Origin of the sequence: Chryseobacterium elymi, assembly GCF_003385495.1 — a bacterium.
GTDB lineage: Bacteria > Bacteroidota > Bacteroidia > Flavobacteriales > Weeksellaceae > Chryseobacterium > Chryseobacterium elymi.
In genome coordinates this window covers 59,648-72,827 of record NZ_QNUH01000011.1, presented here as the reverse complement: position 1 = coordinate 72,827, position 13,180 = coordinate 59,648, and the positions used below count along the sequence as shown (strand labels likewise).

The window sequence follows — 13,180 nt, the reverse complement described above, 5'->3', positions numbered from 1 at the left end:
TAGTACTTTTGGAAAAAATATTAAAAATGAAATTCAAGGCTATATTATTTGCAGCAGCTGTAAGTATTTCTACTTTAGCTTTTGCGCAGGAGACATCACAGAAAAAGTCTGGACCACCGGCAGGAAATGCTATTGTAGGTGAAGCATACGGAGCCGGAGTAACTTCAGAGTCTAAAGCTATCACAGTAGATAAGCTGAACAAAAAGCTTAAGAAAGACAATAAAAAAGTTGAAGGCGTTGCAGTTAAAGGAAAAGTAACTGACGTATGCGAGAAAAAAGGATGCTGGCTTACTATTCAGACTGAAGACAATTCTCAGTTTTTTGTAAAAATGAAAGATTATGCATTCTTCGTTCCAACAGCTTTAAAAGGTAAAAATGTTGTATTGGAAGGCACTGCAGAAAGAAAAGTAACTTCAGTAGACGAACAGAAGCATTATGCTGAAGATGCTAAGAAACCTCAGGCTGAAATTGACGCCATCACGACACCTAAGGAAGAGATAAGGTTTGTAGCCAACGGTATTAAAGTGGTAAACTAATTTATATAACAAAAAACGTCCTCAGAAAGTAATACTTTTGAGGACGTTTTGTTTTATGCTCTCGCAGATTGAGTAAATCTGATGGATTAGTGTTTTTTTAATTTTAGACTCAAAAAACTAATCCCATTAAAGGTATGCTGCTATATTTTTTAATCCTCTATTATAAATTCTGCAGGTGCATCCAGTTTCGGATATTTGGTCGCGGCTACAAATTTCTTTCCTGTACAGTCTATTTCCAGCCAGCCTTTTCTTTCCTTCACATCTCCCACTTCCATTACAAAAGGTACAAATGATATTTCATCCTTCCCTTCTTCCATAATTTCGCGGTACTGAACTGCGACATCCAAAATGCATTCATGATCTGTATTCAGCTTTACATTTCTGTAAATAATATCATAATGTGTTTCCTGGTTTTCGGGAATTTCGAAATATTTCTCCCATCCTTCTGTATCTGATTTCAGTTCACTGATTGCTTTTAATGCATAATACAAAGCAATTGTATAGTACTTCCTGGTTCCTTTTCTTGTATAATCATCTACGAAATGTCCGCCCTCAAACAAAATAGTTGGCATGCCTGCCTTAATGAAGTTATCACCTGTAGAAGTCGGATAAAATTCATCGGAATATCTGCCGATCTGATTCGGGATTAATTCTTTTAAGTGGTCGTAAATTTTTCCAACTACAGCCATACATTTTTTCCTGTTATCAGTTACAGTACGTTCTTCATTTTCTGAAGGCGCCAAAAAAGACAGCGTTGCGGGATGTATCCCGTCTGTAGTAAAAATAGTTCTCTGTTCATGCAGATTTAATGCATAATCATATTTTTTTGAAACCACTACTTTTTTAAGGAATTTAATTTCCGTACTCGATTCATTATGAAAATCTCTGTTCAGGTCAATATCTGCAGCATTCAGCCTTGTCCATTTTTCTGATCCGTCAGGATTGAGCATAAAAATAAAATCCAGCCTGATCTTACTGAAAAGATCCTCTTTCATTTCAGGGGCCTTATCCAAAGTTTCAAGAAGGTCAAGCATTGCATGACTGGCGTTGGATTCGTTTCCATGCATCTGTGACCATGCAAGAACATTAATAGTTCCAGTTCCTATGCTTAACTGATAAATAGGCTTATCTAAATATGACCTTCCAATCTCCTGGACATAATCGCTGAGATTAGTCTGTAGATAAGAAAATAATTTTTCCGGGGAAATATAGCGATTTGAGAAATTTGGATTCGCAGAGTAGAGTTGTTCAAAATTCATTTTAGGAATATTTTACAAGAATCAAATTTAGCCATTTTTAGTCAAAAAACTTAAGTTAACATTTGTAAATAAAAGTAAAATACACAAATTTACATTTGACATTAGATTTGAAAATTATTTATAAGGTTTAAATTCATGCATTTTAGAGTTCTAAAAACAAGTTAACACTTGTAACATTGTTAAACAGTACTGGAAGACAAATTGTCTGTGGATAAAATTGTGGATTGCGAATAATTTAATTAAAAACATTTAAATAATTAATATTCAATCACTTATAAAATTTATTTCAATAGTATTTATAAGAGCACTTTAAGTGCTTGAAAAGGCTATTTTTACTATATGATGACAATTTTATTAAACATAAAAGTTATAGAAAACTTGATTGCTTTGAGCAGTATACATATGTAAATTGTATAAAAAATTAAGTCGGTCTCTGAAAATCATTCAAGCACCACTTTTTTAAGTACTTTAATCTACAATAATATTAGTTGCTTAACGAGATTACAATTTTCCTTTCAATTCAGCACAATAAAGGCTCAAAATAGTGTATTTACATCAGTAATTTACCAATGTATTCCTTATAAAATAAGCTTTATATACATTTTATAGGGAATCTTATACAATTATAATTCAAAAAGAGGTTTAGGAAGTTTAATAATGTAAATAGCATTTTTATAGAGATTTAAGGGACAAAATATCCTTCTAAAATATATGAATTTACAACTTTAAACTATTACTTCAGTAAATAATAATCCCATTTTATATGATAGATGCTTACTAAAATTTACTGTAACAAATTAATAATACAATTGTAATCAATTTATAATCTATTGATTTAACAACAATTAGAATTAAGTTACAAATGTATACAATGAATATTTCTGTTTGTTAACATTTGTGTTTTGCATTTGTAAATTACATTTGTTACATTTGTAAAATAATTAATGACTTATTTCTATGAGTTTAAACGAGAGAATTTCCAAAGTTATAGAGTATTCCAATCTCAGTCCTTCTGAGTTTGCAGATGAGATAGATGTACAGCGCTCTTCCATTTCGCATATCACTTCCGGAAGAAACAAACCATCTCTGGAATTTATTATAAAGATCAAGTCAAGCTTCCCGGAGATTCTTTGGGACTGGCTTGTTACAGGTGAAGGTGAAATGCTGAAATCCGAATTACCGGAAGTAAAATCTTCTTCAGAGGAAAAACAGGAGGATGAGAAAGCAAAGCCTACTCCGCTACCCGATTTGTTTACGATGATGAAAGATGATGGAGAATTCGGAAGTGAAGAGGAAATCAGTACTCTGAAAGAGAGCCCACGAGAATCGTTTATACCGCCCCCTTATAGATCATTAGAAAATATATCCGATTCTCAGCGATTAGAAGACACCAATGATAAAATATTAAGCCAAATCGTTGGTAATCAGGAAAATAAAATAAAAAGGATTGTTCTGTTCTACGAAAACGGAAAATTTGAAAGTTTTGAGCCATAAAAAACCTGGCCAAAGAAAATGGCCAGGATAAAAAATATTGAAGAAGAAAACTAAAGCTTATTGCTTTATTAGTTTTGCAATTTTTGTATGTGTGACATCATTGTAGTCTTTAATGTTTTACCCAAATATAAATAATAACAACAATTAAAACAATAAAAATATAACATTTATAAATCATAAATCTATTATTATTAAAGTATAATCAATTAAGGTAATATTAAAAATTTATGAAACTTAGGCACATCCTTTTCTGATGTATACCAAATTAAAGACCTGCAGAAAAACTACAGGTCTTATATATCTATTCAAAATATGACTATTTTTTTCTTCTTTCCAGCTCTTTACTGATCAGTCCTAATTCCCTTCCGGTTTGTCCGGCTACAGAAGTGTTTTCTCTGGCTCTTCTGGTAAGATAGGGTACAACATCTTTCACAGGACCGTATGGAAGATATTTAGCCACATTATAGCCTTTATCTGAAAGATAGAAGGTGATGTTATCACTCATTCCGTAAAGTTGTCCAAAATAGATATGAGGGTTACCGTTTTCAAGAGATCTGGATTTCATTTTATCCATAACCAACTCGGATGAAATTTCGTTATGAGTTCCAAAGAATGCAGATACTTTATCCAAATGATTCATTACAAAATCAATTCCTGAATTATAATTTTTATCCGAAGCCTCTTTAGTAGGCTGAATAGGATCCGGATATCCTTTTTCTTCTGCTCTTGCTCTCTCCTTTTCCATGTAGGCACCACGAACGATCTTATATCCTATGAAATAGTTCTTTTCTCTGGCCTTCTGAAGATGAGCTTCCATATACTCCAGTCTTCCCGTTCTGTACATCTGGATGGTATTCCAGACGATTGGCTTTTCCCGGTTGTATTTCTCCATCATTTCTTCACAAAGCTGGTCTGCCGCATCCTGCATCCAGGTTTCTTCAGCATCTACCATTACTTTTTTGTCATTTTCATGGCAAAGGCTGCATACTTCATCAAACCTTCTTACGACTCTTTCCCATTCTTCTTTCTGGCTTGAAGTAAGCTCAGCACCACTTCCTACCGCTTCGTAAAGGTCGATTCTTCCAAAAGCTGTGGGCTTAAATACAATAAAAGGGATAGCGGGATTTCCAACAGAAAATCTAATGATATCTTTGATCTCTTTGCATACTGCATCAAAGGTTTCCTCATCTTCTTTCCCTTCAATAGAGTAATCGAAAATACTTCCCACTCCTCTTTTGAAAAGCTGTTTTACTGCCTTCATACTTTCTTCACGGGTCTCGCCGCCACAGAACTGTTCAAATAAGGTACTTTTTACAATTCCGGTCACGAAAGGAAAATTATTGTGTACCGTAAAATTAAGAACAGAAGTTCCAAGACTGGTAAGAGCAGGCTGTTCAATCATTTTAAACATCCAGTACGCCTTTCTCAATTGTGCATCAGACTTGTCTGCAAATGCAACTTTAGTATCGTTAAAAATGGGCATCCTTTTTATTAAATTTAGTTTTGCAAAGGTAATAATAACCTCAGTTTATTTAAAGAAAATTTTCTACAATTTACTTTCAATTCCATTCAAAAGCATAGCGATGATTCCTACAAAAACCCAGAACCTTAAGAGATTGAGAGTAAGGAATTTACTTTTTCTGGTAGACTTAAGCAAAAGGTAAATACAGAAGATCATTACGAATAAGCCTCCGGTAAAGTAATATGCCATAAAACCTGATATCCCTGTTTTAGTGATAAGTTTCATGGAAACAGCCATTGTGGTAATCAATAGAGAAATAATAATGATCAGGGTGTTTTTATTTTTAAAATAGTTGGGAATGGTTGTATATCCGAATGCTTTGTCTACACTTTTCGTCAGCATATCTTTCACTATATCGATACACAAAAGGATAAGGAAAAGGAAAATGGCCATCAGCAGTACTTTCTTGGAAAAAGTTTCGTAATATACCATCATTCCAAAAAAAGGGTATAATGTAAGGCTTACAAAAGTAAGGTTATTAATGATCAGTAACCGGCTTAACTTATGACTGTAAAACCACATGAAGAACTGGTATACAAGGAAAAAAACAAAAACCTTATGCGAAATCATCCATGCGACTCCAAGAGAAATCGCTGTCAGAGCAAGGTAAGCATATAAAAAATATTTTTGCTTAATAAAACTTTGAATTCTGGTCCGGAATGGTTTTACCACATGGTCTTTTTCCAAATCGTAAAACTGGTTAATGATCCCACCAGCCAGGATGGTTATAACGGTACAGAAAATAATGCCATGTACTTTAAAATCGAAAACAAATTTACTGAATGTTTCATCTTGATTGAAAAGGAAAAAAGTTGATACATACAGGGCAAATGTAAGAAGTGCTGCAACAAAAAAACGAGCTCCGATCAGAAAACCCACGAATTGTGAGAATCTGTAAAAAATAGATTTAGAGATATAGTTTTTAGACTGGAAAGTTTCTTTTTCAGAATTCATTCCAGCCTGTTTAAAATCTATAAATCACTTCTTTTTGGAAGCCTTCAAGCATTTTTTCTGCTTTCGCGTAATCTTTTGTGAAGCCCAAAATATATCCTCCGCCACCGCTTCCGCAAAGTTTCAGATAGTAGGCATTAGAGTCAAGCCCTTTTTTCCAGATGTTGAAAATACTTTCAGGAATCATCGGACGGAAATGTTCATATGCCCAATAGGAAAGCTTTTTCAGGTTTCTGAAGAAAGGATTCATGTCTTTTTTAAGGAAAGATTCAATGCATGCATTGTTGTAACGGATGAATTCTTCTTTCAATGTTTTTCGGAAGCCTTCAGTTTTCATTTTTTCAAAGAAAATCTGTATCATAGGCCCTGTTTCTCCTGTAATACCGCTGTCGATAAGAAATATGGCTCCTTTTCCAGCTTCCCCTTCCGGGATGGAAACTCTATCGAGGTTTTCTTTATTCTCGATAAGGATCGGAAGGTTCATATAGCAGATCAGAGGGTCCATTCCTGAACTTTTACCATGGAAATAGCTTTCCATTTCTCCAAAAACGGTTTTTAATTTTTTCAGATTGTCTTTTGAGATTTGTTCAGGATCCAACTTATTGAGCGCATATTTTTCAAAAATAGCAGCTACCAAAGCTCCTGAACTTCCTACACCGTATCCCTGGGGAATATTGGAATCGAAGAAAAGTCCGGATTCAATATCATTTTTAAAGCTTTCGATATCCAATTTAAAATCATCAGAAAGGTCAAGCGTTGCAAGAAAATCAGAGTATTTCTGTAGATGTTTGTTCGATTTAAGTTCAAATTCAGAATTTAAATCTGAAAATTTCAGGGTTCCCTTATAGAAACTGTAAGGTACTACAAGCCCCTGGGAGTCTTCAATCATCCCATATTCTCCAAAGAGAATTATTTTTGCATAAAATAGAGGGTTCGTCATTTTGACAATAAATCTTTTTGCAAAGTTAAAATTATTCCGCTGAATATAAGCAAAACTTAAGCCGAATTCCAATTTATTTAAGCAGAAAACGTTTTTCAGGCTTTCATCACTACAAAGAGCAGAAACCATTTTATCTGTATGCAGCAAAAAAGCCTGAAAGATCAGGCTTTTATTGATAGTTTAATTAATTTTTATTGACAGTTTGGTTATAAAGTATCTCTTTCTTTCCGCATATTAACTTTAAGAAACCGGATCAGAACAAGTCCTGCTGCGAAAAATAAAGTCATCGAAAGGGCTGCGATACGCATATTATTAAAATGTTCAATCAGTGTCGCAAAGATGAATGTTCCGATAATGATCGCAATTTTTTCCAATACATCATAGAAGCTGAAATATGTGGTATTTTCCATAGAATCTTCCGGAAGAAGCTTTGAGTAAGTAGACCTGGACATAGCCTGAAGTCCACCCATTACCAATCCTACTACTGCTGCCACTCCATAGAACTGATATTCTACCGTAGGATTTTCTTTGTTCAGGAAATAGGCCCAAAGACACGCAACAATCCAAAGTACGATAGCGATAGAAATCACGTTTCTGTTTCCTATTTTTCTTGATAACCTGGAGAATATGACTGCCCCGATAATCGCTTCGATTTGAATAACCAAAAGGGTTCCGATCAGTTTATCCTGAGCCAGGTTGATTTCACTTTTTCCAAATAAGGTGGCCATGAGGAAAATGGTCTGCATCCCGACACTGTAAAAGAAGAAGCTGGAAAGGAAAAATTTTAGGTTTCTATCCTTAAACAATACTCCACCCACTTTGAAAAGCTCATGAAAACTTTCTTTGGCAATGTCTTTATAAAAGCTCATATTGTCTTTAAGAACCTCAAAGAAACCACCCTGTTCTTCATGTTTTTTAAAGATATTCTTATAATTTAAAAGGACAAGATCTTTAGGCAGTTTTTCTTTAACATCTCCAAACTGAGGAAGATGTTTGAAAGTATACTGGGAAAAACCAAACCACCATGCACCGGTCAACAGGAAACTTATTCTTGTAAATAAAAGCTGTTGTGCCGCTCCTTTTGCAAAAACCTGAATAAGTACCAGACAGATCACCACAAGAACGACAGAGCCTATATATCCGTAAACATATCCTCTTGCAGACAGCGCATCCTGTTTATCCCGGGTTGCAATATCTGGCAAAAATGAGTTATAAAATACCAAACTTCCCCAGAACCCGACACTCGCCGTGATACTGAATAGAAGCCCTAAAAATACATTATGCATTCCCGTAAACATAGCCAACCCCATACATGAAGTAGCTCCAAGATAACAGAAAAACTGCAGGAATGATTTCTTATTTCCGATAGTATCCGCCAGTGAAGACAGGAACGGAGAAAGCAGTACTACAATAAAAAATGATATGGTTAATGAATATCCATACACAGCATCCGGCTGATATTCTTTTCCGAAGATCTTTATCATGTGCCTTACCGGAACATCAATCCATGATTTTGTTTCTTCCACATACTCCTTTTTCTCATAAGCAGTTGTCAGTATGGAATAGTAAATAGGGAAAATAGTAGAGGTAATAACCAATGAGTAAACAGAATTCGCCCAGTCGTATACAGCCCAGGCTTTCATAATCCTTGGATTATTCTTTATGTTTTGAGGCTGTTGATTCTCAATTTCAGACATTTCAAATAAATATTAGTAGCACAAAAATAGAAAAACCATTAAGAAATCGATTAGAATTTAGAAAAATTATCGATTCCTTAATGGTAAAATAGTATTAAAGAGAATTTTACATATTCTCAATCACGATAGCAGAAGCTCCACCACCACCGTTACAGATAGCTGCAGCACCGTATTTTGCATTATTCTGCTTCAATACATTGATCAGCGTTACGATAATTCTGGATCCTGAACTTCCCAGCGGATGTCCTATAGCCACTGCTCCACCGTTTACGTTTACTTTGGATGCATCCAGTCCTAGAATTTTGTTGTTGGCAAGGCCTACTACAGAGAACGCTTCGTTGAATTCAAAGAAATCGATGTCCGAAATCTCAAGACCCGCTTTTTTAAGGGCAATCGGTAAAGCTTTTGCAGGAGCAGTCGTGAAGTTTTCAGGCTCCTGAGCTGCATCAGCATAAGAAACAATTTTAGCTAAAGGCTTTAGACCCAATTCTTCCATTTTTTCTTTAGAAACAAGGATCAGGGCAGAAGCACCGTCATTTAATGTAGATGCATTGGCAGCGGTTACGGTTCCTTCTTCTTTCTTGAATACGGTAGGAAGTGTAGGAAGTCTGTCAAAATTCACAGCTTTGTACTCTTCGTCTTCAGCAAAAATTACCGGATCTCCTTTTCTTTGGGGAATTTCAACAGGAACCACTTCTTCAGCAAATTTCCCTTCGCTCCAGGCTTTTGCAGATCTTTTGTAAGATTCTATGGCAAAGTTATCCTGATCTTCTCTTGAAATACCATAATCTACAGCACATTTCTCAGCACATACTCCCATATGCACTTTACCGTAAACGTCTGTAAGGCCATCCAGCACCATTCCGTCCTGCATTTTGATATCGCCTAATTTAGTGGCAACTCTTGCATTATAGTAATGGGGAACCAATGACATATTTTCCATACCTCCGGCAACAATTACTTCAGCATCACCTGCTTTGATAGCCTGTGCCGCCATAGTTACTGCTTTCATTCCGGAAGCACATACTTTATTGACTGTAGTAGAAGGCGTCTCAATAGACAAACCTGCACCCAAAGCCACCTGACGGGCCGGCGCCTGGCCTTCTCCTGCCTGCAGTACATTTCCCATATAGATCTCCTGAACATTCTTAGGATCAAGACCAATTTTATTTAATGCTCCTTTTACAGCAGCAGATCCCAGCTTTGTAGCAGGAACGGTTGAAAGGCTTCCCATAAAACTCCCTATAGGTGTTCTTACTGCGGAAACGATGAATACTTCTTTCATGTGTATTATATTTACTTTTTTTACAAATGCTGCCTTCCGGCTACATTATACTGTTCTATTTTTTTACTTTTATATAAATAACCTCATACTGGCTATTTTCAATTTTGGTATGTACTTTCAGGGCATTATCCTGAGTTTCTACAATTTTATTACTGAAAACATCTCCTATATGAATACGGTCATCATTGGCTGTGTTATCCAGCACGATCGCTTTATAATTGCAGTCGTCTACAAAAACCAACGTGGATTTTATGTAGTCTTTCCCATTATTGAAATATTCGGTCTGAATATTATCCTTAATAGTCATATACCAAATTCCCTCGGGATAGTTCGGGCGAAGGAACTTCCCTTCTCTTATGTTTTTACATTTAGCCGGTTGATCCGGGTTGTCAAATGCTGTCTTTTGAGATTTAGCCTGTGAAAACATCAACATTAATATAGCTGCTGATGCTATTTTTAAATGTTTCATATCTGTGTCCGTTTATTTACTTTTTTATTTCCTGTAGCGAAAACCATAAGGAAAGCGCCTAAAAATTCTACTATCCAGCCCCATCTCAGCTTTACAACTCCTGCAAAAGCTTCTCTCCATGATTTGAACGGCAGAAAGCTGAAATATTCCAGAGACTGCATCTTAACTGCAACAAGTGTAAATGCAAATAACAAAATCAGCAGTACACCAAAAAATCTTACTATTTTCGCACTGTTGTTGACAATACCAAAAACTGCGCACGCAGCGAAGATCCAGCATGCAATAGCCAGATAATGATCCAGCTTCCAGTAATTCCAGTTTCCTATAATGGGAACATGAACAAGAGGCAGAAAACTCCCCGCTACCACTAATAATAATCCTAATAACTGAATATTTTTCATATTTACTAAAGTGCCAAAATACAAAAAAAAACACACTTTTAGACAGTGTGTTTTAAAAACGGATGATTCCTTTACAAACATTTGTTAGCCTCAATAAAAATTAATTAAAATTAAATTATCTTTAAAAAAGATTCAACTTTATTGCTGAATTAGAAAATTATATTTACGAATTCTATACCGATCTGAACTCCATATTTATTCTTCAGGAGAGCACTGTCATTGAAGATGGGTGTAAAATCTTTCTGAATAAATATTTTAAGACCTCCATAACTGATTCCGAATTTTCCACCAACAATAAAATCATTCACTCCATGCATTATTCTTTCTCTTTCCACAATTCTTCTGGAGTTTTCATTTGAATATTTTATATAGTTCACACTTCCCACTTTCACACCGCCATAAACCCCCATTACCAGGCTCAGCTGTCTTTTTTTGTTATCAAGATACTGAACTCCGTCATATTCTGTATACTTTGGATTCAATACAAATCTTAAATCTACAGGTATATACAGGTATGTATTATTGAACTGGGTTCTCTTTAAATTACCTCTGTCAAAATCACCTACGAACAAAGCGTTGTCATCCTGTTTAAAAACCTTTCCATATTTGGGAACATACTGATCGAACCTAACTCCCAAACCGGCGCGATAAAATACTGGACTTTTAAAGCCACCGATCTGGCCCTCATATCTCAATGCCATTTGTGAAGAGTTGATAATTGTATTCCTGGTATCAGAATCTTTATTGTAAAAGTTAAAAGGTTGATTTTTTGAAGTCAGGCCTGTTCCCATCATACTGCCGGACAGTTCTAAAGTCTGTAAGGACTGTTTTGGAGTTTTCTTTTTTTCTTGTCCCAATTTCATATTAAGACCGTTAAGCCCTATCCACATTTCATTTTTATTTGTACTGTCCCGATCCATAAAAACAGCATTTTTGACCATCTCTGTTGTTGCAGCTTGCAGTTCGCTTTGCTGGGCGTCCACTTTTTCATTGATGGTTTGCTGGTATTTAGAGGCAATTTCCAAGCGCTGTTTCTGCTTTTCCTCCGGTGTGATTTTATTTTCTTTAAAATCTTTATCAACAATATCCAGCTCTGCATTCATTTTGGATTTCTCTGAAACCACAATGCTGTCAATTTTCTTCGAGTAGCGTTTAATCTGCAGATCCATGTCCTGTTTTTCCTGGGCTGAATGGTATGTAAAAGCCATTACAGCAGCCATAAAGATCAACTTTGTTCTCATATTTATTTATAATTTTTAGACAATATTATATCTCTGTCCATATTCAGGACAGTATTTTGATTTTATAAAAAATTCAGATTTACTTGGAGTCCAGATAGACCGTTACTCCCAAAACAGTTACATTACCTACATTCGGAACCACTTTATCAAATTTGAAGGCTCCAAGTTTATGTTCATCTTTACCGGCTTGTTCCCGGGCTTTATCAAATTCTCTGCCCAGAAGAAGCTCATCAGAACTGATATAGTTTGATTTTGGTTTCTTAGCTTCTGCAAGTACAGGAGGATTTGGCATAACAGCATTTTCCGTTTTTTCATTGTTAATGAAATCATTTTCCGGTTGAATAACTATATTTTGCTCTTTTTTATGTTCGGCAACCTTGGTATCATTTGATCCTCTTTCTTTTTTTCGAATTAATGCATGATCATAATTAAAATTTCCCAGATTCTTATCTACCATTTTTACTACATTCTTCCTGATAAGCTGTTCATTCGAAATAGGTGTTTGATCTTCCAAATCTGTATTTATGGGATTTAGTGTTTTTTCAAAAGTTTTTTTAACAATATAGTCTGTTTGTTTATTATCAGATTTCGTTTTATAGTTGCTAAAATAAATAATGTTTACTGCAGAAATCAACAGCAATACAACAGCAGCATACTTCCACCACTTAAAAGACCGTTTTAACGGTACATCAGGTGCCTCATGCAACTTCTGGTCTAATTTATTCCAAAGGGCTTCAGAGGGCTTAATTTCGAGCCTTTCGTAATCAGACTTTAACTGTTTCAGTATCTCTTTTTTCATGTTCTTCTGTTTTTAAAAATTCTGCGAGCCATTTTTTCGCTTTACTCAGCTGGCTTTTGCTTGTTCCCTCTGAAATATTAAGCATTTCTGCGATCTCCTGATGCTTTTTTTCTTCAAAAACATATAAATTGAAGATCAGCCTATACCCTGCCGGCATCTTTGAAAATATTTCATTAATATTGATCTCTTGTAGCCGTTCATCTATATCTTCATCAGAATAATCATCCGCAATTTCTATATCGGCATAAAGAATATTCCTGTTCTTCCTGACAAAACTGATAGAATCATTGACAACAATTTTTCTCAGCCAGAACGGAAAACTTTTCCAGTCTCTGCATTCGTCTATCCTGGTAAAGCACTTCATAAATGCACTGATCAAGATATCTTCTGCATCATGCAGATTATTCGTATAAGAATTTGATATGGCAAGCATTTTAGCCGAAAACATTTCGTAAAGAGCCTTTTGGGCCATCCGGTCCTGTTTTTTAGCCAGTAAAAAATTCTTTTCGAGGTTCTCCATGTATCGGTTTTCTAACTATAAGACGGAATTTATTCTAAAAGGTTGCCCGAAAATAAAAAAAATTGC

13 protein-coding genes are annotated in these 13,180 nt (G+C 35.2%); 2 read left to right on the top strand and 11 right to left on the bottom strand.

Features of this window, described 5'->3' with window-relative positions; translation table 11 throughout:
• Positions 1 to 26 precede the first annotated feature (26 nt).
• Positions 27 to 536 (top strand): DUF4920 domain-containing protein, encoded by a 510-nt coding sequence (locus DRF60_RS13645; protein WP_116012578.1) that lies wholly within the window; start codon positions 27 to 29, stop codon positions 534 to 536.
• A gap of 149 nt (positions 537 to 685) precedes the next feature.
• On the opposite strand, the gene DRF60_RS13640 is transcribed toward DRF60_RS13645, so the two are convergent.
• Complete coding sequence (locus tag DRF60_RS13640; protein WP_116012577.1) at positions 686 to 1,795, bottom strand: M14 family zinc carboxypeptidase; 1,110 nt, start codon at positions 1,793 to 1,795, stop codon at positions 686 to 688.
• A 957-nt stretch (positions 1,796 to 2,752) separates the two neighbouring features.
• On the opposite strand from DRF60_RS13640, the gene DRF60_RS13635 reads away from it, so the two are divergent.
• Complete coding sequence (locus DRF60_RS13635; protein ID WP_116012576.1) at positions 2,753 to 3,289, top strand: helix-turn-helix transcriptional regulator; 537 nt, start codon at positions 2,753 to 2,755, stop codon at positions 3,287 to 3,289.
• A gap of 316 nt (positions 3,290 to 3,605) precedes the next feature.
• On the opposite strand, the gene DRF60_RS13630 is transcribed toward DRF60_RS13635, so the two are convergent.
• The 10 genes from DRF60_RS13630 to DRF60_RS13585 all read right to left on the bottom strand — a co-directional run bounded on the left by DRF60_RS13630 (position 3,606) and on the right by DRF60_RS13585 (position 13,114).
• The gene (locus DRF60_RS13630) at positions 3,606 to 4,772 is read right to left on the bottom strand and encodes a proline dehydrogenase family protein (protein WP_116012575.1); all 1,167 of its coding nucleotides are present in this window, start codon (positions 4,770 to 4,772) and stop codon (positions 3,606 to 3,608) included.
• Positions 4,773 to 4,835: 63 nt separating this feature from the next.
• Positions 4,836 to 5,765 (bottom strand): UbiA family prenyltransferase, encoded by a 930-nt coding sequence (locus DRF60_RS13625; protein WP_116012574.1) that lies wholly within the window; start codon positions 5,763 to 5,765, stop codon positions 4,836 to 4,838.
• Between the two features lie 10 nt (positions 5,766 to 5,775).
• A complete protein-coding gene (locus DRF60_RS13620) occupies positions 5,776 to 6,702 on the bottom strand; it encodes a mevalonate kinase family protein (protein WP_116012669.1) in 927 nt (308 codons plus the stop codon).
• 206 nt (positions 6,703 to 6,908) lie between these two features.
• A complete protein-coding gene (locus tag DRF60_RS13615; protein WP_116012573.1) occupies positions 6,909 to 8,399 on the bottom strand; it encodes an MFS transporter in 1,491 nt (496 codons plus the stop codon).
• A 106-nt stretch (positions 8,400 to 8,505) separates the two neighbouring features.
• Positions 8,506 to 9,684, bottom strand: a complete 1,179-nt coding sequence (locus tag DRF60_RS13610) for an acetyl-CoA C-acyltransferase (RefSeq protein WP_116012572.1) — start codon at positions 9,682 to 9,684, stop codon at positions 8,506 to 8,508.
• A 55-nt stretch (positions 9,685 to 9,739) separates the two neighbouring features.
• Positions 9,740 to 10,153, bottom strand: a complete 414-nt coding sequence (locus DRF60_RS13605) for a carbohydrate kinase family protein (RefSeq protein ID WP_123902690.1) — start codon at positions 10,151 to 10,153, stop codon at positions 9,740 to 9,742.
• Positions 10,150 to 10,554, bottom strand: coding sequence for a hypothetical protein (locus tag DRF60_RS13600; RefSeq protein WP_116012570.1), 405 nt, complete (start codon positions 10,552 to 10,554; stop codon positions 10,150 to 10,152). The genes DRF60_RS13605 and DRF60_RS13600 overlap by 4 nt, the downstream gene beginning before the upstream one ends.
• Positions 10,555 to 10,703: 149 nt before the next feature.
• The gene (locus tag DRF60_RS13595) at positions 10,704 to 11,795 is read right to left on the bottom strand and encodes a hypothetical protein (protein WP_116012569.1); all 1,092 of its coding nucleotides are present in this window, start codon (positions 11,793 to 11,795) and stop codon (positions 10,704 to 10,706) included.
• 79 nt (positions 11,796 to 11,874) lie between these two features.
• Positions 11,875 to 12,594, bottom strand: coding sequence for a hypothetical protein (locus DRF60_RS13590; protein ID WP_116012568.1), 720 nt, complete (start codon positions 12,592 to 12,594; stop codon positions 11,875 to 11,877).
• On the bottom strand, positions 12,560 to 13,114 hold the full coding sequence (locus DRF60_RS13585) for an RNA polymerase sigma factor (RefSeq protein WP_116012567.1): 555 nt from the start codon (positions 13,112 to 13,114) through the stop codon (positions 12,560 to 12,562). The genes DRF60_RS13590 and DRF60_RS13585 overlap by 35 nt, the downstream gene beginning before the upstream one ends.
• Positions 13,115 to 13,180 lie beyond the last annotated feature (66 nt).